Annotated in this window: 17 protein-coding genes; 4 read left to right on the top strand and 13 right to left on the bottom strand. The window is 63.8% G+C overall.

What is annotated here, in order from left to right; translation table 11 throughout:
• Positions 1–13 precede the first annotated feature (13 nt).
• From HP546_RS01150 to HP546_RS01190, 9 genes are all read right to left on the bottom strand, one after another.
• Positions 14–1,621 (bottom strand): 5-guanidino-2-oxopentanoate decarboxylase, encoded by a 1,608-nt coding sequence (locus tag HP546_RS01150; RefSeq protein ID WP_172218832.1) that lies wholly within the window; start codon positions 1,619–1,621, stop codon positions 14–16.
• The gene (locus HP546_RS01155; RefSeq protein ID WP_172218834.1) at positions 1,614–3,731 is read right to left on the bottom strand and encodes an acetate--CoA ligase family protein; all 2,118 of its coding nucleotides are present in this window, start codon (positions 3,729–3,731) and stop codon (positions 1,614–1,616) included. Before HP546_RS01155 ends, HP546_RS01150 begins: the two co-directional genes overlap by 8 nt.
• Positions 3,732–3,749: 18 nt before the next feature.
• Positions 3,750–4,910, bottom strand: coding sequence for an acyl-CoA dehydrogenase family protein (locus HP546_RS01160; RefSeq protein WP_172218836.1), 1,161 nt, complete (start codon positions 4,908–4,910; stop codon positions 3,750–3,752).
• A gap of 32 nt (positions 4,911–4,942) precedes the next feature.
• Positions 4,943–5,737, bottom strand: a complete 795-nt coding sequence (locus HP546_RS01165; RefSeq protein ID WP_172218838.1) for an enoyl-CoA hydratase/isomerase family protein — start codon at positions 5,735–5,737, stop codon at positions 4,943–4,945.
• Positions 5,738–5,996: 259 nt separating this feature from the next.
• The gene (locus HP546_RS01170; RefSeq protein WP_172218848.1) at positions 5,997–7,403 is read right to left on the bottom strand and encodes an amino acid permease; all 1,407 of its coding nucleotides are present in this window, start codon (positions 7,401–7,403) and stop codon (positions 5,997–5,999) included.
• Positions 7,404–7,620: 217 nt separating this feature from the next.
• Complete coding sequence (locus tag HP546_RS01175; RefSeq protein WP_172218850.1) at positions 7,621–9,873, bottom strand: ATP-binding protein; 2,253 nt, start codon at positions 9,871–9,873, stop codon at positions 7,621–7,623.
• The gene (locus HP546_RS01180; protein ID WP_172218852.1) at positions 9,870–10,652 is read right to left on the bottom strand and encodes an ABC transporter substrate-binding protein; all 783 of its coding nucleotides are present in this window, start codon (positions 10,650–10,652) and stop codon (positions 9,870–9,872) included. The genes HP546_RS01175 and HP546_RS01180 overlap by 4 nt, the downstream gene beginning before the upstream one ends.
• A complete protein-coding gene (locus HP546_RS01185; RefSeq protein ID WP_172218854.1) occupies positions 10,649–11,365 on the bottom strand; it encodes a response regulator in 717 nt (238 codons plus the stop codon). Before HP546_RS01185 ends, HP546_RS01180 begins: the two co-directional genes overlap by 4 nt.
• Before the next feature lie 73 nt (positions 11,366–11,438).
• Positions 11,439–12,083 (bottom strand): TetR family transcriptional regulator C-terminal domain-containing protein, encoded by a 645-nt coding sequence (locus HP546_RS01190; RefSeq protein WP_172218856.1) that lies wholly within the window; start codon positions 12,081–12,083, stop codon positions 11,439–11,441.
• A 127-nt stretch (positions 12,084–12,210) separates the two neighbouring features.
• Here HP546_RS01190 and HP546_RS01195 point away from each other — a divergent pair, with 127 nt between their 5' ends.
• Positions 12,211–12,957 (top strand): enoyl-CoA hydratase, encoded by a 747-nt coding sequence (locus tag HP546_RS01195; RefSeq protein WP_172218858.1) that lies wholly within the window; start codon positions 12,211–12,213, stop codon positions 12,955–12,957.
• A 509-nt stretch (positions 12,958–13,466) separates the two neighbouring features.
• Here HP546_RS01195 and HP546_RS01200 read toward each other — a convergent pair.
• Genes HP546_RS01200 through HP546_RS01210 form a run of 3 tightly spaced genes read right to left on the bottom strand, consistent with a single transcriptional unit; the run spans position 13,467 to position 17,636 of the window.
• Positions 13,467–14,519 carry a lipocalin-like domain-containing protein gene (locus tag HP546_RS01200; RefSeq protein WP_172218860.1) on the bottom strand — a complete coding sequence of 351 codons (1,053 nt, stop codon included), beginning with the start codon at positions 14,517–14,519 and terminating at the stop codon, positions 13,467–13,469.
• 46 nt (positions 14,520–14,565) lie between these two features.
• Positions 14,566–16,971 carry an FtsX-like permease family protein gene (locus HP546_RS01205; RefSeq protein ID WP_172218862.1) on the bottom strand — a complete coding sequence of 802 codons (2,406 nt, stop codon included), beginning with the start codon at positions 16,969–16,971 and terminating at the stop codon, positions 14,566–14,568.
• A complete protein-coding gene (locus HP546_RS01210; RefSeq protein WP_172218864.1) occupies positions 16,971–17,636 on the bottom strand; it encodes an ABC transporter ATP-binding protein in 666 nt (221 codons plus the stop codon). The genes HP546_RS01205 and HP546_RS01210 overlap by 1 nt, the downstream gene beginning before the upstream one ends.
• Before the next feature lie 242 nt (positions 17,637–17,878).
• On the opposite strand from HP546_RS01210, the gene HP546_RS01215 reads away from it, so the two are divergent.
• A complete protein-coding gene (locus HP546_RS01215; protein ID WP_172218865.1) occupies positions 17,879–18,946 on the top strand; it encodes an aromatic ring-hydroxylating dioxygenase subunit alpha in 1,068 nt (355 codons plus the stop codon).
• Positions 18,947–18,958: 12 nt separating this feature from the next.
• Positions 18,959–19,909, top strand: a complete 951-nt coding sequence (locus HP546_RS01220) for a PDR/VanB family oxidoreductase (protein WP_172218866.1) — start codon at positions 18,959–18,961, stop codon at positions 19,907–19,909.
• Positions 19,910–19,914: 5 nt separating this feature from the next.
• Here HP546_RS01220 and HP546_RS01225 read toward each other — a convergent pair whose 3' ends face one another.
• Entirely contained in the window at positions 19,915–20,628 is a 714-nt protein-coding gene (locus HP546_RS01225; protein ID WP_172218867.1) for a GntR family transcriptional regulator, read from the bottom strand.
• A gap of 435 nt (positions 20,629–21,063) precedes the next feature.
• Between HP546_RS01225 and HP546_RS01230 the strand changes: the two genes are divergently transcribed.
• On the top strand, positions 21,064–26,872 hold a 5,809-nt coding region (locus tag HP546_RS01230), incomplete at its 3' end, for a hypothetical protein (protein WP_172218868.1).

Below are 26,872 nucleotides of genomic sequence, written 5' to 3' on the forward strand. Positions count from 1 at the left end.
CGTTGTGTGCGGCTTAGCAGACGCAGGTATGTTTGAGTTCGATAAAGGTCACCCCGGGGGTGGCAAAGCCACTGGCGAGGTCAGCCTGCAGGGCATCCAGGTCGCGTGGCTGGCGCACCGCACAGCCGAAGGCGCGGGCCAGGCCGATGAAGTCCGGGTTGCGCGGCAGCACGCCGACCGGCTCGATGTCCAGGCCGAGCATGTCGTCGCGGATCTGGCCGAGGGCGTCGTTGTTCCACAGCAGCACGACCAGCGGGCGATCCAGCTCTTCCACGGCAGTAGCGAGTTCCTGAGCGGTGTAGAGGAAACCACCGTCGCCCACCAGCACCAGGCCTGGGCGGTGATCTGTGGCGAACATGCCACCAATGCCGGCCGGCAAGCCGTAGCCGAGGGTGCCGTAGCCGGTGGGGTGCAGCCAACTGCGCGGCGCCCGGCTGGCGAAGGCATAGTTGCCGGTGTAGGCCAGCTGCGTCATGTCGCTGCTGATGAACGCGTTGTCGGGTAGCACGGCAGCAATGCGGTCGAGAATCGCCTGGTGCGTGGCCTGCAACGGCGCATGCCCATTGCGGATGGCCTGGCGCAAGTTGGCCACTGCTGCGCTGGCCTGGGCCGGGTCACGGTCGAGGTCTGGCAGCTGCTCGAGCAAGCCGGCCAGGGTTTGCCGGGCATCGCCGTGCAGGGCCATGGCACAGGGGTAGAAGTCGTTGAACTTGCGCGGGTCGATATCCACGCGCAGCAGTTCGCCAGTGAGCGGCAGGCGTTCGCGCCAGAAGTCGGTGTCGGCCATTTCGGTGCCCACGGCCAGCACCACGTCGGCCTGGCTGATCAGCTGCCAACCGGGCTCCACGCACAGGCTCGACCCGGCATTCAGCGGCGCATCCACTGGCAGCAGGCCCTTGCCGGCGACGCTGGTGAACAGCGGCGCCGCCAGCCGGGTACTGAGTTGCTGCAACTGCTCGGCGGCTTGCAATGCACCACCGCCGGCGATGATCATCGGCCGCTTGGCGGCTGCCAGCTTGCGCGCGGCCTGGTCAAGCAGCTCGCGGCATGGCTGACCCCGCCCAGGGCGGCGCACGACCTCGGCGCTCCAGTCGCGGCTGACCGGCGCCGCCAGCACGTCCAGCGGCACCGAAATATGCACCGGGCGTGGCCGCTCGCTGTCGAAAACCGCCCAGGCACGGGCGATCAGCTCGGGCAGGTCGTCGCCGCGCAGCGCCACGGCAGAAAACGCCGTGATCGGCGCAGTCATGGCGCGCTGGTCCTGGGTTTCGTGCAGGCAGCCCCAGCCCTTGCCCAGGCTGGCGGTGTGGTTGACGCTGGAAACCACCAGCATCGGGATCGAGTCGGCATAAGCCTGGCCGATAGCGGTGGCGGCGTTGGTCACGCCAGGGCCGGTGATGACAAAACACACCCCCGGCTTGCCACTGACGCGGGCATAACCGTCGGCCATGAAACCGGCACCCTGCTCGTGGCGGGTCAGTACATGGCGGATGCCACTGCCGGGCAGGCCGCGGTACAGCTCCAGGGTGTGCACCCCGGGGATGCCGAACACCGTTTCGACGCCGTAGTTGGCCAACAGGCGCACCAGCGCCTGGCCGGCGGTGAGGTTGTTGTCACTCATGTCGTTCTCCTTGCGCCTGGCCGAGGCGGATCAGCGCATCGACCGCGGTGGTGCCGTGGGCACCCACCATCAATGGGTTCACATCCAGTTCCAGCAGCTGCCCGGCGTTTTCGCAGGCGTAGTCGGCCACCGCACGGATGGCCGCCACCAGCCCATCGAGGTCGGCGGCCGGGCGGCCCCGAAAGCCTTGCAGCAGGCTGGCGCTGCGCAGGCTCAGCAGCGCCGCACGAATGGCGCTGTCGGTGGTGGGCAGCAACAGGTTGACACTGTCCTTGAGCAGTTCCACCAGCACGCCGCCGGCACCGATCACCAGGGCCAGGGCAAAGTCCGGCTCGCGCTTGATGCCGACGATCAACTCGGCCAGCGGCGGTGCGGCCATGGGTTCCAGTAATACCCGGTCGAACGCCACCTGCGGGGCGTAGGCGGCGATACGCTGGCGCATTTGCACCAGCGCGGCGTCGAGGGCGGCGGCATCGCGCAGGTTCAGGGCCACGGCACCGGCTTCGGTCTTGTGCGGCAACTGGGCGCTGACTGCCTTCAGTACCAGCGGGTAACCCACGCGAGCCGCGTCTGCCACAGCGCGCTCGGGGGTGCTCAGCACCCCGGCTGGTACCGGCAGGCCGAACGCGCGCAAGGCTTGCTTGGATTGCCATTCATCCAGCAGCTGACTTTCGCCCGCAAGCGCTTGCGGGCACAGCGGCAGCCGTACGGCCTCGCCCTGCTCCAGCAAGCGCTGGCGGTTGCGCTGGTAGGCGACAATGCGGCCCCAGGCCGCCAAGCCATCCTCGACACCCTGCAATGCGGCGATACCCCGTGCATGCAGGCGCTCGCGGGCGCAGGCGGGCAACAGCTCGGGGAACGCCGAGGTGACGAAACCGACCTTGCCGTGGCGTCCCAGCGCATCGCAGTACAGCGCCAGCAGCAGGTCGCATTCCTTGCGTTCGCCGGTAAACGCCGCCGGGTAGTCCAGCACCAGCATGGCCGCGTCGGCCGCCCCGCTGAGGGTGCTGTCGAGCATGCGTTGCAGGGCCGCTGCATCGCCCCAGATGGCAGTGGTGAAGTCCAGCGGGTTGACCAGGTTGGCGTAGGCCGGCAGCACCTCGGCCAGTGCGCTGACCTGGGCGTGCTCCAGCTTGGGCAGGCTCAGCTGGTTGCGCTCGGCATAGTCGGCGATCAGGCCGGCATCACCACCCGAACAGGCCAGCGCGATCAGCTCGCCGTCGGCAGGCAAACGCCCGCAGGCGGCAGCCTTGAGGGTCTCGACAAAACTCACCGGGCCGCTCACGCGGATCACCCCCAGGCGCTGGAACAGGCTGTCGTACAGGGCATCGGAGCCGGACAGCGAGCTGGTATGGCTGAGCGCCAGTTCGGCGCCGATCTGCGACACCCCGGTCTTCAGGGCGATGATCGGCGTGCCCTGCAGCAACGCCTTGTGGGCGGCGCGGGCGAAACCCGGCACGTTCTTCAGGCCTTCCAGGTGCAGGCCGATGGCGGTCACACGGGGGTCATCGAGCAGCACGTCCATCAGCTCGGCCACGCCCAGCTGCGCCTGGTTGCCGACCGAGGCCATGTAGGCGACCGGCAGCGAGCGGTCGCTCATGGACAGGTTGTAGGCGAAGTTGCCGCTCTGGGTAAGGATCGCCACGCCCTTCTCCACCTGCTTGCCGCCATGGGCCACCGGCCACAGGGCGGCGCCGTGCAGGTAGTCAAGCAGGCCGTAGCAGTTGGGACCGAGCAAGGCCATGCTGCCAGCGGCATCGAGCAGGCGCTGCTGCAGCTGGCGGCCTTCTTCACCGCTTTCGGCAAAGCCCGAGGCATAGCAGATGGCGCCACCGGCCCCGCGTGCGGCCAGCTCGGCAACGCACTGCAGGGTCAGCTCACGGTTGGTGGCGATGAACACCGCGTCCGGGGCGCAGGGCAAGTCGGCCACCCGCGCCACGCAGGGGATGCCTTCCAGGCTGTCATGCTGCGGGTTGACCAGCCACAGCTCGCCGCCAAAGCCGCCTTCGGCGCAGCGCTTGAGCGCCCGCGCCATGCTGCGCCCGCCAACGAACGCCAGGTGCCGGGGCGCCAGCAAGCGCTTGAGGTTGTCACGAATCGATTGCGACATAAGGGTTCTCCAGGGCGATCAACGCAGCAGCGGGCGCAGCAGTTCGCGGGCGATGATGTGCCGCTGGATTTCCGATGTGCCCTCCCAGATCCGCTCGATGCGCGCATTGCGCCAGATGCGCTCCACGGGCCCTTCATCCATCAGGCCCATGCCGCCGAATATCTGCACGGCTTCATCGGCCACCTTGCCCAGCACTTCACTGGCAAACAGCTTGGCCATGCCGGCCTCGCCATCGGTCATGCTGCCCTGGTCCATCTTCCAGGCAGTGTGCAGGGTAAGCATTTCTGCGGCGCGGATCTGCGTGGCCATGTCGGCGAGCTTGAACGATACGCCCTGGTAGCTGCCGATCGGTTGGCCAAACTGCTTGCGGTCGGCTGCCCATTGCAGCGAAAGGTCCAGGGCACGCTGCGCCTGCCCTACGCAGTTGGCAGCCACCATCACCCGGCCAGCGGTGAGCCAGGCATTGGCCACTTCCCAGCCCTTGCCGACCTCGCCCAGCACTTTGCTGGCCGGTACCCGGCAGTCGTCGAAGAACAGCTCGTAGGTGTGGTAGCCACGGTTGCTTACGCACTTGGGCCCGCGGCGGATGGTCATGCCCGGGGTGCCGCGGTCGACCAGCAACGCCGTCACGGCATTGCGCTTGCGGCCGTTGTGCTCGTAGGTGTCGGTGACCGCGAAGACGATGGCGAAATCGGCGTGGCCGGCATGGCTGATGAAGTGCTTGCTGCCATTGATGACAAAATCATCGCCCTGGCGCACGGCGCGGGTCTTGATGGCATTGGCGTCGGAGCCGGCACCCGGTTCGGTGAGGGCGAAGCAGTCGGTTTTCTCTCCCTGCACGCACGGCAGCAGGTAGTCGTTGATCTGCTCGTCCTTGCAGGCCATGAGAATTTTCGAAGGCCGCGCGACGAACACGTGCAAAGCCCAGGACACCTTGGACAGCTCGCGCTCGATCAGCGCCTGCGACAGGTAATCCAGGCCGCCACCGCCGACTTCCTCGGGCATGTTGAAGGCATAGAACCCGGCGGCGATGGCCTTGCCGCGGATGTGCGCGGCAAGCTCGGGCGACACGGCATCGGCGCGGTCCACCGCTTCCTCATGGGGCAGCAGCTCTTTGGCAACAAAACTGCGTACCGCTTCCACCAACATTTCTTGTTCTTGGGTCAGTTGGAAATTCATCTGCGAAGGTCCTGATAGGGTCGGGTATCGGGTTACTGGCCAGTGAAACGTGGTGCGCGGCGTTCCACCGAAGCCTGCAGCGCCTCGGCGCCGTCCTGGCTGCGGCCGCACAGCAGGCCGGCGTGGCGCTCGGCTTCCAGCTGTTCGGCCAGGGTGCGGCGGGCGCCGTCGCGGATCAGCCGTTTGGTCTGGGCGAAGGCGAAGGTCGGGCCGTTGGCCAGGCGCCCGGCCAGTTCGGCGGCCACTGCGGGCAGTTGCTCATCGGCACACACTTCGCTCACCAGCCCGGCGGCCAGGGCCCGTTCAGCGCCCCACAGTTCATCGAGGAACAGCAGGCGCTTGGCCTGCTCGCTGCCGATCAGCCGCGGCAGGTGCCAGCTGGCCCCGGCGTCGGGGCTGTAGCCCATGCTGGTGTAGCCGGCCTTGAACCGCGCCGAGGCGGCGGCTATGCGCAGGTCGCAGCACAGGCTGAGGTCCATGCCCCCGCCCACGGCGGTGCCGTTGATGGCGGCGAGGGTGGGTTTGTCGAGGCTGTGCAGGCGCAACATCACGGCGTGCGCGGTTTCGGTCCAGCCGTAGGTTTCCAGGGTGCCCTGGGCTTCGGCTGCCGCCCATTCGGCGAGGTCGGCGCCAGCGCAGAAGCTGCGGCCGCTGCCGGTCAGCACCACCACCCGCACGGCCGGGTCGGTGTTGCAGGTGTCGAGCAAGGCGTGCAGCTGCTTGAGGGTGGGAATGTCCAGCGCATTGCGCTGCTCGGGGCGGTTGAGGGTGATCCAGGCAACGCCGGCTTCGACCTTGCTCAACAGTGAGGGCGACGGGGTGGTCATGGGGGCCTCGGTGGTGTTGTGATGGTTTTGGGAGAGCTGGCAAGGGAGATACTAAACGAGTGTTCAACAAGCTGGGATGGGGTGTTACAACTTCGTACAAGTCGGGTTGGCGTTACAGGGTTGGGGTGGGAGGTGGGTTCAGGGGGTGTTCGCCGCAGCAGTGCAGCGCCTGAGAGAGACCAAGCGCCGCGCGGGCGGCGCTCGATCTCAGAGGCGATAAATATCCAGCGACGGACACTTCCGCCCACACCCCGCAACCTCAAACCCCCGGCGCACTCGGTGCAAAAGCCCCCTGCCGACGCCGGTTGACGACGTAATACGCCGCATAGCACAAGGCAATAAATCCGAAGCCCCAATACAACGAAGGCCGCTGGGTTTCATCCAACGCCAGGAACACGAACAGCGAGCTGCACAGGGTGATGCACAACAGCGGCACCAGTGGATACAGCGGCGCCCGGTATTTCAGGTCGTGCAATTGCCCACCCTCACGCAGATAAGCCTTGCGGAAGCGATACTGCGCCAGGGCAATAACGATCCACGTCACGGTACCGGACATGCCGCTAACCGCCATGAGCACCATGAACAGCGTGTCCGCCGCCACGAAACTGGTCATCAGCGAGATCAATGCGAAGCACAGGGTGATGCTCAACGCCCGCAGCGGCACGCCACGCTTGCTCAGCGGCGCCAGACTCTTGGGCGCCATGCCGGTCTTGGACATGGCCCAGAGGATGCGGGTCGAGGCATACAGCCCAGAGTTACCCACCGAAAGGATGGCAGTGAGAATGACGAAGTTCATCAGGTCGGCGGCGTAAGGTATGCCGACCAGATCGAACACCTGCACGAACGGGCTTTCCATCAACCCGGCCTGCTCGTAAGGCACGATGGCCGACAGCACGGCAATCGCCAGCACATAGAAGATCAGCACCCGGAACACCACGTTGCGCACCGCACGCGGGATGCTCTTTTCCGGGTGCTCGGTCTCACCCGCAGCCACACCCATGATTTCGCAGCCCTGAAAGGCGTACACCACGGTCATCATCACCGCGAACACCGCGGACAGGCCGTGGGGGAACAGCGATTCGCCCATCAGGTTGTTCAGCATCGGTGCCGGCGCCCCGCTATTCAGCGGGATGGCGCCGAAGATCACCAGCACGCCAATGACAATGAAACCGAGAATGGTCGCCACCTTGATGCCCGAGAACCAGTACTCGGCCTCACCAAAGGCGCGGGTGGCCAGGGCGTTGAGGCCGAACAGCACGACCACGAACAATGCCGACCAGTACCAGATCGGCACCTCCGGAAACCAGCGCGTCATCAGCATGCCGGCGGCGGTGAATTCCAGGCCCACGGTGGTAGCCCAGCTCATCCAGTACACCCAGCCGATCATGAACCCCGTGGCCGGGCCGATGAACCTGGTGGCGTGGGCCTGGAACGAGCCGGACACCGGCATCTGCACCGACAGCTCGCCCAGGCACACCATCACCAGGTACATCAGCAGGCCCGCCACCAGGTAGGCCAGGATCGCGCCCACCGGGCCGCCCTGGTTGATGGTCACGCCCGAGCCCATGAACAGCCCGGTGCCGATCACCCCGCCCAGCGACAGCATGAAGATATGCCGGCTTTTCAGGGCCCGGGTGAGCTGGATCTTTTCGCTGGAGTCAGTCATGGCGCACCTCGCCATCGCGGCCGGTGCAACGCCACGCGGGGGTGCCGCGTGGGGTGGTATCGAGGAGGGGCTGAGCGCTACGGCATGTCATTATTCTTGTCTCCAATAAGCCTCATGGACCGCGTGCAACACGGTTGCCATGGATTATTGAAAACGGATGTAAGGTGCCGTTGTACGAACGGATCGAAGATGTAAAAAGTCGTAAGTTTTTTGTACGTCAGCGCTGGATCAACTGTTCCAGGGTGATGCGGGCCTGGTCAAGCCGGGTGGCCAGCGGCTCGCCAAGCGCTTGCAGCGCCTGTGCATCATGCTGGCGGGCGGCGTCTTCCAGCCCTCGCAGCAATTGCGCCAACCCGGAAAAGCCCAGCGAATCGCAGCTGCCCGCCAGGCGATGAGCCAGGTGCAGCACTTCGGTAAAGTCCTGGGCCGGCAGCGCCTCGGCCAGCGCCACGGCATGCTGCTCCAGCGACTGGCGCAGCACTTTCAGCAGGCCTTGCAGCTTCTGTTCGCCCAACAGTGAACGGTGGGTGCCCAGCAGTGCCCAGTCCATGTTTGCATCAGCGCCGGCCACTTCAGCAGGCGACGCTTGGGCCAGTGCCTTGCGCAGGTTCTCCAGCCGCAGCGGTTTCGCCAGCACCCCCTGCATGCCAGCGTCCAGGTACTCCGGCACTTGCCCTGGTTGCACGCCGGCCGTCAGCGCCAGGATGCGACTGTGGCGATTAGGGCCAGGCCTGGCGCGAATCTGCCGGCACAGCTCCACGCCGCTCATGCCGGGCAGGTGCACGTCCAGCAGGATCAGGTCGAAGCGCCGCTGCGCGCAGCTTTGCAGCGCCTGCGCGGCGTCTTCGGCAAAACTGACCCGGTGGCCGTCACGCTGCAGCAACCCGCCAGCCACATCGCGGTTCAGCGCCACGTCCTCGACCACCAGGATCTCCAGGCTTGCCAGCGGCGACGGTGCGCCTGGACTGACCGGCAGGTGCTGCCCGCGGGCCATGTCGAGCTCGAACCAGAAGCGGCTGCCCTGCCCTTGCACGCTGTCCAGGCCAATGCTGCCGCCCAGCTTTTCCACCAGGTGCTTGCACACTGCCAGGCCCAGGCCGGTGCCGCCGTAGCGCCGGGTCACCGCCTCGCTGGCCTGGACGAAGCGGTCGAAGATCCTGGCCTGCACGGCCGGCTCGATGCCGATGCCATCGTCGATGACCGCGATGCGCAAGCGCTGGGAGGTTTCGCTGCTGGCGAGCACCTGCAGCGTGAGCCGCACCTGACCACGCTCGGTGAACTTGATGGCATTGGCCAGCAGGTTGCTCAGCACCTGGCGCAGGTATTGTTCGGCGCCGTGCTGGTATCCGGCCAGTTGCTCATCGATTTCCAATAGCAGCGTGTCAGCGTTTTCCATGGCCATGGGTTCGAGCAGCGCCAGCACTTCCTGGCACAGCTGGCGCAAGGAAAAACCGACCAGCTCGGCGCGGCTCTCGCCCTCCTCCAGCCGGGCGAAATACAGCACTTCGTTGAGAATCGCCAACAGCCCCTCACCGGCCTTGTACAGGGCCTCGACGCGCTGGCGGTCGGCGGCTTCCAGCCGGCCGCCGCGCAGCAGCTCGGCCATGCCGAGGATGCCGTTCAGCGGTGTGCGCAACTCATGGCTCATGGTCGCCAGGAAGCGCGACTTGGCCAGGTTGGCAGCCTCGGCCTCATCCTTGGCCCGGGCCAGGCTGGCCGTGCGCCGTTCGACCATGGCCTGCAGCTCGTCGCGTTTGTCCTGCAGCACCAGGCGATCGCGCTCGCGGCGTTCGATGTCGCTGAGGATAGCGCGGCGCATGTCGTCCAGGGCGTGCGCCACCGTGTCGATTTCATCGACGCGCGCCGAGCGCCTGCGGGCCAGGCGCAGCGGCTCCTGCCACTGGCCGGCGCCGATACGCCGGGCGAACTCGGCCATCACCTGCAGATGGCGGGTGACCAAGCGGTAGAAGAGCCCGGACAGCGCCACCGCCAGACCACAGAGGAACACCCCCATCCATAGCAGGCTGGCCAGGCCGGTGGCGTACAGCCGACGATGCACTGCACCGAGGTCGATGCTGACTTCCAGCTCACCCAGGTGCCTGGCCGGCCCGGAAGGCAGCTGGTAGTCGAGCGGAAAGCGTTCGATGCGCAGCGGGCCTTTGGGCTCGGCCTCACCGCGCAACAGCTGGAAATCGTCACTGACCAGGCGTACCCGCGCCACATCGGAAAAGTCCACCAGGCCGCGCAATTGCACATCCAGCTGCGCCTCGTCCAGGTCCCACAGGCTGCGCTCCAGGCTGGCCAGGTAGCCGGCGCGGATCAACGCCATGCGCGCCTCGATGTCGCGCATCTCGCGACGGTACTCGAAGTACAGCTGCACCGAGCTGGCCAGCACGGTGAAGCACAAGCTGAACAGCAGGATGAACAGCAGCAGGCGGCGCAGCAGGCCATCGGTTCGCAGGCGGATCATCGCGCATCCACCGGCAGCTTGATCATGTCGCGGTAGGTGACTTCGCTCTGCTCCAGCCAACGCTCGATCTCGCCAGCCTGGGTCATGCGCCGCAGTTGCATGTCGATTTCATCCATGTGCCGGCTCAACGGTGATTGCCGCGAGACCGCCACGCGCAGGTAGTCCACGCTCAGGGCCGTGGGCAAGACCCGGATGTCCTGCGCGCCGGGCAGGTGCTCGATGAACAGCTGGCCGGTGCGCCGCTCCTGGATCACGTAGTCGATGCGCCCGCGGATCAGCTTGCCGAAGTTCTGCTGGCTGGACGACACCCGTTCGATGTTCTGGTGGCGGGCGACGAAGCGGTCGAACTCGGCGCCATAGCTCTCGCCGTACAGCAAACCACCGCGGTAGCCGGCCAGGTCTTCCAGTTGCCGGAACTGCACGGGCCGCAGGCGGTTGTAGAACACGGCCACTTCCTCGCGCAGCACCGGCACTGTGGAAAAACGCATGCGCTGGTCACGCTGGTCGCTGTTGTAGGCCAGCACCACGTCCACCCGCCCGGCGGCGGCGTCCATCAGGCAGCGCTTCCAGTTGCCCAGCACCACGGTCTGCACCGGGTAGCCCATGCGTGCGAACAGCTCGCGCACCACCGTCGGCGCCAGGCCACGTACCTGGTGGCCGTCGCTCCAGGAAATTGGCGGGTACACCGGGTAGTCGCAATAGCGCACCGGCTCTGCGGCCCCAGCGGGCGCGGCGAGCAGCGCCATGGCCAAGGCCAGGGCCCAGGCACGATGGTTCATGCCGCCACGCTGGCGGTGAACAGGTAGCCGGTGCCGTGGATGGTAATGATCAGCTGCGGCTCGGCCGGGTCGTCGTGCAGCTTGCGCCGCAGGCGGCCGACCAGTACGTCGATGGAGCGGTCGTTGGGCACCCATTCGCGGTTGCGGATCTGGTCCATCAGCTGGTCACGGCTGAGGGTGTGACCACTGTTACGCAGGAACACGCTGAGCAACTGGAACTCGCCGTGGGTCAGCAGGGTCTGGCTGCCACGGGCGTCGATAAGGCGCCGACGGTCGGTGTCCAGCGCCCAGTCGGCGAACTGCTTCAGCGACTGCGCGCAGGCCGGCGTCGGCAGCACTTCGCGGGCATGGCGCACGCGGCGGATCAGGTTTTTCGCCCGCGATACCAGCTCACGCGGGTTGAGCGGCTTGATCACGTAGTCGTCGGCGCCGCATTCCAGACCGACGATGCGGTCGATGTCGTCGTTGCGCCCGGTGATGAGGATGATGCCGACCTCCGAGCGCACGCGCAGCTCGCGGGTCAGGGTAAGGCCGTCCTTGCCGGGCAGGCGGATGTCCAGCAGCACCAGGTCGACATCCTGGCTGCCAAGCAGGGCTTCGGCCTTTTCCGCCGTGTCGGCGCAGTGCACGTCATAGCCTTCCTGGGACAGGTAGGCCTGCAGCAAGTCACGAACAAGCGGATCGTCGTCGACGATCAATACTCGAGGCGTCATTGCGTGTTTCTCTTTTTTATTGGTGTTGTGCTACACACTCGCGACAGCAGCGTACTCGCTACTGAACGGGTGATCAACAGCCCTTGGGCAGGCTGAAGCGCAACCGGCCACCGGCCTGCAGGCCATCGACCCAGGCCTCGCAGATGATCACGCCCTGATCGGGGGTGAAGGTGCCGGGGTTGAGCCCCGACTCCAGCCACAGGCCATCGAGCAAGGCACTCAGGCTGATGGCCGCAAGGTCGGCATCGAAGCCTTGCCAGCCCTCCTCCTCGGCCAGCGTGGCCAGCAACCGGCTGAGTTCGTTGCGGTACTCGCCGTAGGAATGGTCGTGCACCTGGTTGATCGCATCGGCGGTCTTCACCGCGCCCCAGAACGCCAGCCACGCATCGAGCAATTGCGGGTCAAGCAGCTCGGCGCAGAACGACGCGCGAAAGAACGCCGACAGCCGCTCGCGGGCATTGGGTGCAGCCTGGGCCATGGCCTCGCGCAGCAGGCCCATCACCCGGCCGGTGACCGCCAGGTAAGCGTCGGCTACCAGCTCGTCCTTGCCCGCATAGTGATGGCTGATCAGCCCTACCGATACCCCGGCTTCGGCGGAGATCTTGCGAATCGACGCGCCCTGGAAGCCATGGCGCTTGAGGCACACCAGGGTCGCTTCGACCAGGTTGGCTTTGCGCAATTCCGGCAGCATGCGGTGGTAGCGGGCTTCCTGGTTCATCGGCGGCTCTCTGGTCGGGGGGTGGGGCCCAAGGCGGGACTGAACGACTGTACAACAAGCCGGACGGCATGATAAACCCTTGTCACCTGCCCCCATGGGCCCGACCACAACAACAAAAGCGGCTGCCATGAACGACCTGATCACACGCGACCTCGACCAGGGCCTGCTGACCCTGGCCTTCAACCGCCCCGACAAGCTCAACGCCTTGAACACCACCATGTACCAGCAACTGGGTGACCTGTTGCTGGCGGCCAGCGAAGACCCGCAGGTGGAGGTCGTCCTGATTACCGGCAACCCGCAGTGCTTTACCGCCGGCAACGACCTGCGCGACTTCCTCGACAACCCGCCCAGCGACCTGGACAGCCCGGTGTTCCGCCTGATGCGGGTGGTCATGGGCGTGGACAAGCCGCTGATCGCCGCGGTCAGTGGCGCGGCGATCGGCATTGGTGCGACCTTGCTGCTGCATTGCGACCAGGTGTTGGTGAGCCGGTCGGCCAAAGTGCGCATGCCGTTCGCGCCGTTGGGTGTGTGCCCGGAGTTTGGTTCCAGTCTGTTGCTGCCGCGCTTGCTCGGCCAGGCACGCGCGGCGCGGCTGCTGCTGGCTAACGAGTTGCTCGACGGCGAGCAGGCGGTCGCCTGGGGGCTGGCCAATGAACTGCACGAGGACGGTGAACAGTGCCTGGCTGCGGCGCGCAAGCTGGCGCGGCAGCTGCAGCGTTACCCGCAAGCTGCGCTGCGGATCAGCAAGCGGTTGTTGAAGGACAGCCAGCGGGCCGAGCTGGAGGCGACGGTGGCGCGGGAAAGCCAGTTGTTTATCGAGTGCCTGCGGACGGAAGAAGCGCGGGCGGTTTTGAGGGGGTTGATCAAGGATTGAAGAAACTCGGGCTGATTTTTGGTTTGTCGCCGGCAAGCCCGCAGGGAGCGCGTCAGGGACTGATAGGTGCTTGTCACAACCCCATCAAGGCTGACAGGTACTTGCCGCAAGATATGCAGCGCCCGTGAGATCGAGCGCCGCCCGCGCGGCGCTTCGCGGGTAAACCCGCTCCCACATTTGTTGCAACGTACCAAACCTGTCAGGCCATGGTTGCCAGCCTTGTCGGCTTGACTGGATTTCTCGGTTGGCCGCACTGCAGCCTCACCAGGCTCAAGCCATGCACCAAGACAGGCAACCCCTCTTCCACAGGCATGGCCACGTTGCAACAAATGTGGGAGCGGGTTTACCCGCGAAGCGCCGCGCGGGCGGCGCTCGATCTCACGGGCGCTGCATATCTTGCGGCAAGCACCTGTCAGCCTTGATGGGGTTGTTGTGGCGTGCACCTGTCAGCCCTGATGCGATCCCTATGGCCTTACCGACAACGAACCGCAAAATCGCCGAATCCCCCCCTAATACCCGGTCATCTCCAAATACCCCCGCCCACCCCCACTCCCGCTCAAACGCACCGGCCCCTCCCAATACGGAAACCGTGTCTCCATCCAGGCCTGTGGCTCCACTGCATCAACCTTCATATCCACGCCATGCCCCGGCACCCGCACCCGCCATTGCGTCGGCACCTTCTTGCCGTTCTTCTGCCGCGCCCAACCCAGTGCCTGCAGCTGTATCTGCGCCCCCTGCAGCGACACAACCTCGCCGTCCGGGCCAACCCAGGTCCCGGCCCGATACGCTTCACCCTGCGCCTCGCGTACCTGAAACAGCATCAGCTTCGCCCCACTGTCCAGGTGCAACGAAAACCAGTCCCAGCCGGTTTGCCCAGCAGCCAGCGGCTGGCTGCTCCATTCCCGGTCCAGCCACGCCTGACCGGTGACGGCTATGCACTGACCACCACGCTCCACCTCCCCGTGCACACGGTAAAAGGGCTGACTGTAATAGTACGAAGCCTGCCCCTTGCCGGACTTCTCGCTATAGCCCTTGTCACCATGCAACACCAGCGCAAGATCGCTGTGCAGTTGCAAGCGATAGCGAAAACCGGTGCCACCCGCGACCATCTGCAGGTGCTCGATCCCCGTGCCCTGCAGCGACCAATCGTTGATCCACGCCCGAACCGGTTGCGCCTGCACGCCGGCCTGGCCAATCCCGCCCCGCGCCAGCGTTTCAGCAAACTGGTGACCACCCGGGCCGGTCAGCGCCGCGTGCCCCATCCACAGGTTCGGGCTATCCCAGCCGCTGGTCTCCGGGCCAGGCCGCAGGGCCGAACGGAATAAAGTCCACTGCGCGCCCCAGTCACGCCCCTGGGCGTCCTTGAGATTGCTGGTGACATACCACCATTCGATGCGATAGCCATCGTGGGGGCCATGGTCGTGTGGAAATTGCAGCGTACGGCCGCGCGTCACCTGGCTGAACGCCCCCGCCTGCTGCCCAAGCCCGGCATAGCTCTGCGGTGCGGGCTGATCACAGCCGCACAACAACCCGCACAGCACCAGCCACGCATTACGCTTCATCGGCAAAGGGCCTCAACAGTTCACGGGGCTGGCGCCGCGCCAATTGTCACACGGGCCAGGCGCTGGCCAGCAGGATGGTCAGCATACCCATCACGGCCAGTTGCAACAGTTGCGCGGGGAACACGTAAAGCGGCAAACGCCAGCCGAACGCCTGCACATTCACTACCGCAACCAGGCACCAAGCCAGCAACAACCCCAGCGGAATCGCCAGCAGCACGGTAAGGCTGCTCAACATGAGCGACTGGCCCAGGCTCAACCAGACCAGATGGCTGCGGCGCACCCCCAGCGCCCATAACGGCGCCAGCTGGCCCAGGCGGGACTGGCCCAGGGTCAGCAGGTTGATGAACAGCGCCACGCCGGCCACGCCAAGCGTGAGGCTGTTGAGGGCGGCCGTGGCGGCAAAAGTGCGGTTGAACACCTCGGTCGACCAGCGTTTCAGGCGCGCTTGCTCCACCACTCGGTTGTCGTCCAGGGCAAAGCGTTGCTGCAGTGCCGCCTTCATGGCCTGCCGCTGCAGGGGAAGCAGGTCGACACTGACGCCACTCAGTGTTGCCTCTGGCCAATGGGCTCGCAGCCAACCTTCGTTGACCAGCACATGGCCTTTGGGGTTGCCATAATCCGCGTAGATCCCCACCACAGCCAGGCCCGGCGAGTCGCGGCCAGGCAGCCTCAGGCTATCGCCCAGTTGCACGTTCAGCCGCCTGGCCAGCTGTTCACTGAGCATCACGGCGTGCCCGCTGGCCAATTGCTCCCAGGCCTGCTTGTGCTGCGCCAGCAATGGCCAGCGGCTGCGATAGACGGGGTGATCGACAATGCCCTGAACCTGCACCGGCCAGTTTTGCAGCCTGGTTTCCACACGCCAGCCGGGCAGTACCATAGTGACCGCCGCTTGCTGCCCCAGCCACTCGATGATCTGCAAACCTTGGGCAGTGTCGCGAGGGGTCACATACAGGTCGGCCGACAATCGCTGGTCCAGCCAGCCGACAAAGGTCTTGCGAAAGCCCTCGGTCATACTGCCCACGCCGACACTGGCAGCCAGCGCCAGCAACAGCGCCATCAGTGCCAGGCTCAATGCCGGCAGTTGCTGGCGGCTGTCGGCGACGAACCATTGCGACAATGGCCGCCGACAACAGCGCGACAACCCGCCTAGCAGCCGATCGAGCAAGGCCGGCAGCAGCAGCGCCGCCGCCAGCAGCAAACCTGCCAACATGCCGAACGCGCTGGGCAGGCTGTCGCCCAGCATGCCGCAAGCCAAGGCCAACAGCAGCAACACGCCCGCCAGCATGGCCTGACGTTGCAACCAGGGCCCCTGCGCCAATCGCCACGCCTGGGGTTGCGCCAGCGCCAGCAACGGCAAGCGTGCTGCCCGCAACACGCTGCCCAGTCCCGCCAGCAACGCGCCCAGCACACTCACCAGCACACCGGCCAGCCACCAGCCTGCGGGCAGGCTCAGCGTGCCAGCGACTTGTGCGCCATAAAGGCCGCGCAAGCTGGCGGCCACATCGGGCAGCAACCACGCGGCCAGCCCATAGCCGCTGGCAACCCCGGCCAATCCACCCAGCAGCGCGAACAGGCCCAGCTCCAGCAGCAGGGCACACAGCAGCACCTTCAGGCTGACGCCACAGGCGCGCAGGTTACGGATCAGCCCGCGCCGCTGCTCCAGGGCCAAGCCAATCGCGGCATGGGTGATGAACAGACCGACGATGAATGCCAGCAAGCCAAGTGCGGTCAGATTGAGGTGAAAACTGTCGGTCAGGCGCTGCAACCCGCCGTCGTCCTGCCGAGGTTGCAGCTCGAGCAAGGGCGCGATATTCGCAGGGAGTGCCCCGGGTGCATCAGCCACCAGCAATCGGGACAATTGCCCAGGTGCGTGCAGCAGTGCCTGGGCGTGGCCGATATCGACCACGATCACCCCTGGCGCCAACGCTGGCTGCAAGCGCAAAGGTGGAAGCCGCTGCCCTTCGCTGTCGACTGCCGGATCGCCAGGTTTTGCATTCATTTGACGCAAGGTGTCCGGCCCGACCCAGGCTTGCCCGGGCGAGCCGATAAAGGCTTGCAGATCGAATGCCTGCGGCTGCACCCCAGCGATGCTGCTGGACGGCGGCAGGCTGAGTGGTTCGATGCCGATCAGCTGCACGTTGCGCGTCGGTTCGCCCGGCAGGCGCAAGCGCCCTTCCAGCACCGGCGACACCGTCCAGCCCAGCCTGCGCAGCTGCACATACAGCGCCTGGTCGAAGCGCTCGCCATTGCGCGGCAGCACTTGCGCCTGCAACGGCCCGGCCAACACTGCGCTGGCCCGGGCATAATCGCTGCGTGCCTGGCTGTTCAGCGCCTGCACTCCGGTCCACAGCGCCGTGGCCAGCCACAGCCCGGTAAAGATGCTGAAAAACTGCACCCGATGGCGCCGCCAGTGGCTGAGCAACGCCAACAATGCCAGCGACAAAAGCCTCATCAGCGCTGCTCGGCCCGCACGCGCCCGGCCTGCAGGTAACAACGCCGCTGCAACCGCGCCGCCAGCCGCGGGCTATGGGTAACCATCAGCACACCGCTGCCGGCTTCCGCGACCAGTTGCAGCAGCAGGTTCAGCACCTCATCGCTGCTGGCTTCATCCAGGCTACCGGTGGGTTCGTCAGCCAGCAGCCAGGCCGGGCGCCCGGCCAAGGCGCGGCCGATGGCGACCCGTTGCTGCTGGCCGCCGGAGAGTTGCTCCGGGTAACGCGAAAGCAGGTCCGCCAAGCCCAAGCGTTGGGCAAGATACGCAACCCAGTCGGGGTCCTGCCGCTCGGCCAGCCTGGCCTGAAAGGCAAGGTTGGCGCCCACATCCAGGCTACTGATCAGGTTGTACTGCTGGAACACCAAGCCAATCCCCTCCCGTCGCCACTGCGCAAGCGAGGCCTCGGAACGGCTGTCGAGCGGGACGTCGTCGATCAGGATGCGGCCACTGTCGGCACGGTCCAGGCCGGCCACCAGGTGCAACAAGGTGCTCTTGCCACTGCCAGACTCGCCCATCAGCGCCAGGCTGCTGCCGCGGGCCAGGCGCAAGTCGACACCTTGCAGCACCGGGAGCGGGCCTTGGGGGGTGGGGAAGGATTTGTGGAGGTTTTCGATGACCAGCATCGAGGGGCCTTGGTGGAATGCATGTCTTGTTAGGAATAGCAGGTTTGGAGCAACACGGGCGCCCTGTGAGAGCGGCAGCGGAACAATCGTGGGTGGAAATACAGGCAACCTATAATGGATCCACAGATAATTCGATAATCGCCCAAAAGGCGATTAAATCCCTGAATTATAGGTTGACCATCGGTGCAGCGGACCGCTCTAATGGATCCATTAAATAAAAACAAAACCCCGGAGAGCCTCCCATGTACCCCAAAAACACCTGGTACGTCGCCTGCACCCCCGAAGAAATCGCCAGCAAGCCGCTGGGCCGGCAGATCTGCGGCGAAAAGATCGTGTTCTACCGCAGCCACGAGAACCGAGTAGCCGCCGTGGAGGACTTCTGCCCGCACCGTGGCGCGCCGTTGTCGCTCGGTTATGTGGAGGACGGCAACCTGGTATGTGGCTACCACGGCCTGGTCATGGGCTGCGACGGCAAGACCGTGTCGATGCCAGGCCAGCGGGTCCGGGGCTTCCCTTGCAACAAGACCTTCGCTGCAGTCGAGCGTTATGGCTTCATCTGGGTCTGGCCCGGCGACCAGGCGCAGGCCGACCCGTCGCTGATTCCGCACCTTGAATGGGCGGTGAATGATGAATGGGCCTACGGCGGCGGCCTGTTCCACATCGGCTGCGACTATCGCCTGATGATCGACAACCTGATGGACCTGACCCACGAAACCTACGTGCACGCCTCCAGCATCGGCCAGAAGGAAATCGACGAAGCACCGCCGGTAACCACCGTCAGCGGCGACGAAGTGGTCACTGCTCGGCATATGGAAAACATCATGGCCCCGCCCTTCTGGCGCATGGCCCTGCGCGGCAACGGCCTGGCCGACGATGTGCCGGTGGACCGCTGGCAGATCTGCCGCTTCACCCCGCCCAGCCATGTGCTGATCGAAGTCGGCGTGGCGCACGCCGGCAAAGGGGGCTACCACGCCGAGGCCCAGCACAAGGCGTCGAGCATCGTGGTCGACTTCATTACCCCCGAGAGCGATACCTCGATCTGGTACTTCTGGGGCATGGCGCGCAACTTTGCCGCGCATGACCAGGCTTTGACCGACAACATTCGCGAGGGCCAGGGCAAGATCTTCAGCGAAGACCTGGAAATGCTCGAGCGCCAGCAGCAGAACCTGCTGGCCAATCCCCAGCGCAACCTGCTGAAGCTGAACATCGATGCCGGCGGCGTGCAGTCGCGCAAGGTGCTGGAGCGGATCATCGCCAAGGAAGGTGCGCCACAACCACAACTGATCGCCACCAGCGCAACCCCTGCCTGAGGATTCGCCAACATGATCGATGCCGTAGTGGTATCCCGTAACGATGAAGCGCTGGGCATTTGCAGCTTCGAACTGGCGGCGGCAGATGGCAGCCTGCTGCCGGCATTCACTGCCGGCGCGCATATCGATGTGCACCTGCCTGGTGGGCTGGTGCGCCAGTACTCCCTGTGCAATCACCCCGAAGAGCGCCACCGTTATCTGATCGGCGTGCTCAACGACCCGGCGTCACGCGGTGGTTCACGCAGCCTGCACGAGCAGGTGCAGGCGGGGGCACGGCTGCGCATCAGTCCGCCGCGCAACCTGTTCCAGCTGGCCGAAGGCGCGCGGCGCAGCGTGCTGTTTGCCGGCGGCATCGGCATTACCCCGATCCTGTGCATGGCCGAGCAGCTGTGTCACCGCGGCCATGACTTCGAGCTGCACTACTGCGCCCGCTCCAGCGAGCGCGCGGCATTTGTAGAACGCATTCGCAATGCGCCTTTCGCCGAGCGCCTGTTCGTGCATTTTGACGAACAACCGGAAACTGCCCTGGACATCGCCACGGTGCTGGCCAACCCGCAAGACGACGTGCACCTGTACGTGTGCGGACCGGGCGGTTTCATGCAGCATGTGCTGGACAGCGCCAAGGGGCTGGGTTGGCAAGAGGCCTGCCTGCACCGCGAGTACTTTGCCGCGGCACCGGTGGACGCCAGCACCGACGGCAGCTTCTCGGTGCAGATCGGCAGCACCGGGCAGGTGTTTGAAGTGCCGGCAGACCGCACAGTGGTACAGGTGCTGGAACAGCACGGCATCGAAATCGCCATGTCATGCGAGCAAGGCATCTGCGGCACTTGCCTGACCCGGGTACTGCAAGGCACACCGGAGCACCGCGACCTGTTCCTGACCGAAGAAGAGCAGGCCCTGAACGATCAGTTCACGCCTTGCTGCTCACGCTCGAAAACGCCGATGCTGGTGCTGGATATCTGAACCGCTCAGGACGAAGGCAGGATCACTTTCATGCCCGCGTCCGCCGCTGCCCCGCCGAAGGTTTCGGCATAGCGCAAGGTGGCATTGGCGTGCTCGCGCATGATCGCTTCGGCGCGGGCACCCTGGCCGTTGGCCAAGGCATCGAACACCGCATGGTGCTGCATGTGGGCAAAATTGAAGCGCCGGTATTCGCGGGCCAGGTCATGGCGGTCCACGGCCAGCGCGGTGACCGAGGCAAACGGCAGATGGTCGTTGCGCGCCAGGGCATCGGCGATGGCCGGGTTGTGGCTGGCCGCGACGATCACTTGGTGAAAACGCATGTTGAGGTCGTGGTAGGCCTGCAGGTCTTCTTCGGTCACAAAGCCTTTGTCGAACAGCTGGTCGCCATCCACCAGGCACTGTTGCAGTGCCGCGCGCGCTTGCACTGACAGCCCGCGTTCTGCCGCCTGGCGGGCAGCCAGACCCTCCAGTACGCCACGCACCTCCACCGCACCGGCGATGTCATCGGCGCTGACCGAACGCACCTGAAAGCCCCGGCCGCCAAAGCGCACCAGCAGGCCTTCCTGCTCGAGGGTACGAAACGCCATGCGCACCGGCATGCGCGAGACGCCGAACAGTTCGGCGGTGGGCACTTCCATCAGGCGCTCGCCAGCCGCCAGCTCGCCCGAGGCGATCATTTTGCGCAGTGCCACCAGCACCATTTGACCGGGTTTGCTCATCCAGGCAGCTTCCAGAGACATGAGCGGGCATCTTAGCGCAAGCCGGGGTGGTTGCCTTGCAGAAATAGCGTCAAGTCGACGGCCCTGCAGGAGCAGGCTCTTCGCAGCACAAGGCTGCTCCTACAGAAGGTACGCACTTGCCACGAGCACTCGTCGGCGTTGCTGAAGTTGCCGATGCGCGCCTGGACATCTCGGCACCGGGAGCGGGCCTGGGGGGGGGTGGGGAAGGATTTGTGCAGATGTTCGATGACCAGCATCGAGGGGCCTTGGTGGGATGCGTGTCCTCTTAGGAATAGCAGGTTTGGGGAAATACGGACTACCTGGGGACCTGGCATTTTTGCCAGGTGACAAAGTTTCCAGCTGCCCAGAGACTGGCACTAGCCCAATCAAACCACGCCACGCAATTGAGTCAGCCGCGAATTTCTGGAGCGCAAAATGAGCCATTTCTCAGGAATAACAGTTGAAGGCTACAACAGAAGCATTATTGAAAAGGCCGGGTTGAAAGCAGGACAGAAAATCAAGGTCAACAATGACAGTGCCTGGCTGATAAGCATCCACGACAACTACATTGAAGTTGACTATAGTCGCCAGGACGGTTCGCTGTCAGTTGTAATATTTTATGAGAGCCGTGACGAATTTAGGTTCATCGAATCCATCGAGGGGGTCGAGAAGGAAACAATTGCATTAACCAGCCAAAACAAGGCATATTACGACGCTCTCGAAGAAACACTCGACAACGCATTTGACATACTCATCAGCCAAGGCGCACGTGAGCTGCACGCAGAAGAAATACCGCCATTCCCGCTTGCACCATCACTGGTAATGATTGAGTACACGGATGGTCGCGGCTTCTTCGGTCCATATTCCAGCTGGGATGGGAGTCAACCCAAGCACCCCTGCGGGATCATATGTGCCGTTGAGAGCTCTGAGCTAATGAAGCACTCCGACAAACTGGTGGTCTCAAGGAGCACTGTGCTGGATGAAGTTCTGTGTTACCTGAACACCGAGCTCCAACGAAGCGCCCCCTTGGAACTCACCTGCTGGACGAATTATTTTACACAACCGTCACAGCTAAACTCAGGGTATATATCCAAGGATGCAATTCGCACCATTTATGACCTCACAGGGCTTGACATTGTAAAAGCCGCGTTTGAAAAAAACGACAGCCTGGCCAGCATCACGAAGAAGTTGGTTAACCATAATGCCCAGCGCATGGGAATTGACGCTATAGCAGATGCAGCAACCATCCCCACCGACCTTGTAATTATTGAGTTCAACAACCCAATTTCCAGAAATAACAACACCCTTGGATACGGCCTGATCTCAAATGACCAGTTTGGCAGTCTGACCATCACTTGCCCTGAGCAAACTCAGAATGACTTCAAAATCCTGAAAGAAAAGTTCGACTTTTTACCAGACCTTCCCCCGCTGGGAAATTCCAGTTTGTACGACAGCTCTATCAAAGCCATTTACACCACATCCGAGATGCTGGCCGAGCAACCTGTAGCCCTTCAGTTGCAATCGCCATCAACCCCGTACCTGATCTCCAACCAGCCCGACGGCGCCCTTCCCGACATGACCGACTTCTCGCTCGAGCGGGTGGGCAGCATCGACGGCGGCTGGAACACCAGCAGCACCATCAAGGCAGGCCGAGCCCTGGCCGAAGGGGAGGTATTGAGCGCCTTCCTCATCGATCGGCTGGATGGCGATATCCGCAGGCTCGATTATCCTGCGCAGAAGGGCCAACTCTCTGCCACGTCATGGCCAAAAGCCTTTGCCGATCATCTGGCGGCTGCGGGTGAGCCCATCTGCGCCGGAGCCTGGCAAGCTCACAACAGCTTTTCCACCACTGCCGAAACCCTCAGGCTGTGGAGCCCCACCCGCTATCGCACGTTCAGCAACGCGCCGTTTGCCGCCAACATCGTCCAGGCTCTGGCCTGTGACGAATCCTTCAGCCCTGTGGCGGACGAAACACTGTGCCTGCAAGTGCGCGACCTCACCTCCCAGGCGCTGTACGAACACCATTTCTTCACCCCCGCGGCGACGCAAGCCGGCACGCAGTGGGCCAAGGCACTGTGCGAGCAGATCAACCGTGACAGCCACGTGCTGCGTGCAGGCGTCCTCGATGGCAGCACCGTCACCCCTGCCGACAAAGACAATGCCTTCTGGGTGCCGCAGTGCGCCGAGCTGTCCGTGACCCTTACCCAGGTGAATTGGTGGCAAAGCCAGGCTGTAGAGGGTGAACATGCACTCGAAGCAGGGCACACGTTGCAGGCGTGGGTCTACGATGCGTTTTCCCATCGTTTGCTCGCACATCATGAGTGGGTGCCAGGCAAGGCTCAGCGCGCCGCAGGCAAATGGCTGGGCGCCTGGGCCACGGCCCTGAACGCCTCGCCGGTATCGCCCTACCTTCGAGCGGCCACACACAACCCACAGGCTGGGCCGGCCGATGCGAGCAACGACCTGCACCTGTGGCAACGCGGTGATGCGCTGCGTATTTTCACCACACTGCCCGGCGCAGCCAATTACCTGCCGGGGCCTACTCTGCAATCGGCCTGGAGAGCCGACACCGGGCATGCGGTGCTGGCCACAGTGCGGCACCCTTTCAGCCGAAAGTTGCTGCATCGCGCACTGTTCAAACCTCAGGATGCCGAAACGGTCAGTGACCGGGATAGCTGGTTACAGGCCTTGGCCGAATTCCTCAAGGCACAGGCCTGGCCGGAAGTGCAGGTCGGGGCAGCCGCCGAACCGCTCTCCGTGCTGCGCTTCAGCGAATTGCAGGTGCTGCTGGAAAACGTCGGCGATGGCGAGGCCTGGCGCGATGACGACTACGGGAAGTACTTACTGGAGACTGACGACTTGCCTAGTGGCAGGCTGGCTGAACAAGCCCGATTTACAGTGACCGCAGGTACTGCCAGCGTACAGGTCGATGTGCAGTCGTTGAACGGGGAGCTGGAATTCCGCCTGGACAATGTTGCATACGAAAACGGTTATCGGGTCACCGCCTGCGTACCACGCGCCGGTGAGCACCGGCAGTGGCCGGTCAGTGTGACCGACACCAGCATCACCTGGGCAGGGCCGATCGATAATGGCGTCTACGACCTGTACTTCACCTATCCGGGAGACGCTCGCGATGCTAAAGAACTCACTGTGGGTCATATAGGCGGTTTCAACTCGAACCGCTTCTGGCACGACGTGCAGGCCGTCAAATTCACCCCGCCTGCGCCCCTGAAAAAGTATACCGAGATCAGCTTCCTGTGCGAGGACTTCGGCAACACCAGTCACTCCGAACTGTTCGACACCAGCGGCCACGACCGCACGGGCGTGGATGAGCGCAGCGGCCTGTTCCATGCCCATTACCCGATCGCGACCATGCAAGGCCTGCGTGGGCTGGGCCCGGTGTGCGACCTGACCTTGCACTACTCGGCGCTACGCGGCAACGAAGCGGGCCTGGGCGATGGCTGGGCCTGGCGCTTCTCAAGCATTATTACCAGCGCCATCGAGAAAAACGACCACCGCCGGCTCACTCTCGCCGATAGCACCCAGGTCATGCTGAGCGACGACGAGTGGACCCGGCTGGGCGCAGGCGAATCCATCAAGACCAAGTCCTGCCGGGTGAGCTGCAACAAGGATTACAGCCGGTTCACCCTTGAGTTTCCCAGTGGCCGCCAGGAGATCCTGAGTAAACCGGATGCGCCCGGTAGTGACACGGTTGAACCGAACGACGAGTTTCGCCGGGCCGTGCTCGAGTACTTGCAGGCGATCAAGTCCGGCAGCGCGCCGGACCCACTGCTGATTCCTGAACACTGGACGCAGTGGGCGCTGCTGGTGATTTCCCCCTATGGGTATCTTGTCGGGGGGATCATCGATTACAGAGAAGCCCGCAATGCCTGGAGAAAGCATTCCAACACCAAGGAACTGGACAGGCGTATCGCGCTGTTTCAGCGGCCGTTCGTGCAGCTATTGCCGTCACGCATCATCTCGCAGTTCGGCGAAGCGCTGGATCTACAATGGAAGCGCCAGAACGGTCAATTCCTGCTGATGAGCATCAAGAGCGGCGAAGCCGAGCTGTTCAGCGCGCAATATGTCGACCCTGAGCTCAAGGCCGAGAGCCGGGTAAACATGCACCTGTGGCATGGCACCGGCGATGCGTTCGAGGTCGAACTTACCCTTAAGCAGTACTTGCTGAGCACACTCAAGCGCGTGCAGAAGGGCATCGTTGTGCAGCAGGTGGATTGCGGCTACGACGATGATCCGACCTTGGACAGGGTATTGTGCCGCCTGCAGGAGCAGGACGGTTCTCTCGAATGCGTCCAGTACGTCAAGGAAAGTGCCTCGTTGAACGGACCGTACGCCCTGCCTCGGGTGGCGCTGCACGCACTGCTGCCAGGATGCGGGCAGCAGAATCATATAGACCGCTACAGCTACACGGGCAGCTATCAGTTCAGCGAAGACGCGGTGTTCATCGCAGCCGTGGAAAGCGGTATTCATGCCGCCATCGCGCACGACCTGCACGCTTTCGGGCTGGACCACAAGGGCATGCGCACAGTGCTGCTGCGAGGCTCAGGCTCCTCAGAGGACCATTGGCTTGAGTTCTATCTGGAACATGGGCAGGCCACGACCACCTTCCGCTATACAGGCTGGGGGGATGAGCTGGCCGAGATCACCAGGAGCATAATCGTCAAGCAGGACGGGGCCTCGATAAAAGTCACCGCAAATGCCCCGGCGACAGACCGCCGGCTGGCCGTATTGCAAAGGTTCTGGCGGCAAGATACCAAGAGGCGGAAGCAGCTGTCCCGAGCGATCATGAACATGCTCAGCCTGTCGCCAAAAACAAAGCGCGAACAGTTGGGCAAGACAGTGGACGCCACCACGATCGTGACTGACGCCCAAGGCAACCCCCTGCGCCTGTATACCAACGGTTCGCATTCGATTCATTACTGCTATAACCACGGTGATCAGACGCATAACCAGATCACGGTTGGCAATGTGCAAGCGCTTGGCGCAGTACCGACGCTGGAGTGCCCCTTCGTGCCGGCATACACCAGTGCGCCGCTGATGGCGGAGTACCAGTGTGACGACTATGGCAACCCTCAGGGCCTGAAGCTCTACGGCTATCGAAAAGTCACCCGCGACGACCGAGACTACCTGGAACTGGCCGAAATGGTGATGGTGGATAACATCCGCGGCACGCTGACCAACGACACCCTCGACAAGGACACCACCTGGGAGCTGACCGGCCAGGAAGCGCTGTGGCACCAGATCAGCACCAGCACTGCAGTTCCCGCCAGCAAGAAAACCCCCAGCGGGCAAAGCGAGGTTCAGGAATGGTCGATTACCAGCCGGCAGACGACGCATCGTGACGACCAGAGTATTACGCTGACCACTGTGCAGAAATTTATCGACAACCCCACCCAACCCGGTATCCAGGTGATCGTCAGTGCAACGACGCCTGCGGGCAGTGCCCAGGTCAGTAAGGAAGTCCGTTCGCGCTACAGTAGGCGCGCCCTGCAAAGGGTCGAGAATGGCGTCGAGACACACTGGGAGGAGCGCGATGCCTTGGGCCGGGTAACCAAAGAAACCCGCTACCAGCTGGCACCCGATAGCACCGGCAAGACAGCCAGGCAGGCGGCTGACGAACGCATCGAATCGGTCTACACCGACAGCGAAGTCAGCAGTACAACGGTACAACGCACCTTCAAGGATGGCAGCCAGAGCCTCTCGTGCCTGGATGGCCTGCAACGCGCCTGGCGCACCTCGTGGCGCAGAGCAGATACTGACAGCTATGTACCCCTGGAGGAACACTGCTTCTCAGACCTGGATGAATCGTCGGTATTGGGCAGTTGGGCGTGGGATTACCTGCCAGGTGGCCAGGCTGTGCGCAAAGACACACCTTTACGTGGGTCGCTGGGTAGTCAACCCTGGCTGGCCCAGGAAACGCGGGCGGTGACAGATGAGCCGGCTGCTGTTGAAGCGGACACGCTTATCGCCACGTACGACTATACCAAAGGGAGCTCTACGGGCGTCGAAGTATTTGCTCATCGTATAGTTGAAAAACTCACACGCATGGACACTAAAGATCCACTTTTGCATACCCGTCCAATATTTCCGCTCAAAGGGCACAACTCTACGGTCAATACCATACGAGGCACGTACGAGGACATTATCTTTATAGCAGAAGCACACGAAGTAACGATAGTTGACCACTTTGAGCTAATCAAACACATCCAACACCTTGCCGGAC

Source organism: Pseudomonas sp. CM25, from assembly GCF_013179705.1.
In the GTDB taxonomy this organism is placed as follows: Bacteria; Pseudomonadota; Gammaproteobacteria; order Pseudomonadales; family Pseudomonadaceae; genus Aquipseudomonas.

What these genes read in the sequence shown, in the direction of transcription:
- HP546_RS01150 (WP_172218832.1), bottom strand. Translation starts at nt 1,621, where the DNA reads ATGAGTGACAACAACCTCACCGCCGGCCAGGCGCTGGTGCGCCTGTTG.
- HP546_RS01155 (WP_172218834.1), bottom strand. Translation starts at nt 3,731, where the DNA reads ATGTCGCAATCGATTCGTGACAACCTCAAGCGCTTGCTGGCGCCCCGG.
- HP546_RS01160 (WP_172218836.1), bottom strand. Translation starts at nt 4,910, where the DNA reads ATGAATTTCCAACTGACCCAAGAACAAGAAATGTTGGTGGAAGCGGTA.
- HP546_RS01165 (WP_172218838.1), bottom strand. Translation starts at nt 5,737, where the DNA reads ATGACCACCCCGTCGCCCTCACTGTTGAGCAAGGTCGAAGCCGGCGTT.
- HP546_RS01170 (WP_172218848.1), bottom strand. Translation starts at nt 7,403, where the DNA reads ATGACTGACTCCAGCGAAAAGATCCAGCTCACCCGGGCCCTGAAAAGC.
- HP546_RS01175 (WP_172218850.1), bottom strand. Translation starts at nt 9,873, where the DNA reads ATGATCCGCCTGCGAACCGATGGCCTGCTGCGCCGCCTGCTGCTGTTC.
- HP546_RS01180 (WP_172218852.1), bottom strand. Translation starts at nt 10,652, where the DNA reads ATGAACCATCGTGCCTGGGCCCTGGCCTTGGCCATGGCGCTGCTCGCC.
- HP546_RS01185 (WP_172218854.1), bottom strand. Translation starts at nt 11,365, where the DNA reads ATGACGCCTCGAGTATTGATCGTCGACGACGATCCGCTTGTTCGTGAC.
- HP546_RS01190 (WP_172218856.1), bottom strand. Translation starts at nt 12,083, where the DNA reads ATGAACCAGGAAGCCCGCTACCACCGCATGCTGCCGGAATTGCGCAAA.
- HP546_RS01195 (WP_172218858.1), top strand. Translation starts at nt 12,211, where the DNA reads ATGAACGACCTGATCACACGCGACCTCGACCAGGGCCTGCTGACCCTG.
- HP546_RS01200 (WP_172218860.1), bottom strand. Translation starts at nt 14,519, where the DNA reads ATGAAGCGTAATGCGTGGCTGGTGCTGTGCGGGTTGTTGTGCGGCTGT.
- HP546_RS01205 (WP_172218862.1), bottom strand. Translation starts at nt 16,971, where the DNA reads ATGAGGCTTTTGTCGCTGGCATTGTTGGCGTTGCTCAGCCACTGGCGG.
- HP546_RS01210 (WP_172218864.1), bottom strand. Translation starts at nt 17,636, where the DNA reads ATGCTGGTCATCGAAAACCTCCACAAATCCTTCCCCACCCCCCAAGGC.
- HP546_RS01215 (WP_172218865.1), top strand. Translation starts at nt 17,879, where the DNA reads ATGTACCCCAAAAACACCTGGTACGTCGCCTGCACCCCCGAAGAAATC.
- HP546_RS01220 (WP_172218866.1), top strand. Translation starts at nt 18,959, where the DNA reads ATGATCGATGCCGTAGTGGTATCCCGTAACGATGAAGCGCTGGGCATT.
- HP546_RS01225 (WP_172218867.1), bottom strand. Translation starts at nt 20,628, where the DNA reads ATGAGCAAACCCGGTCAAATGGTGCTGGTGGCACTGCGCAAAATGATC.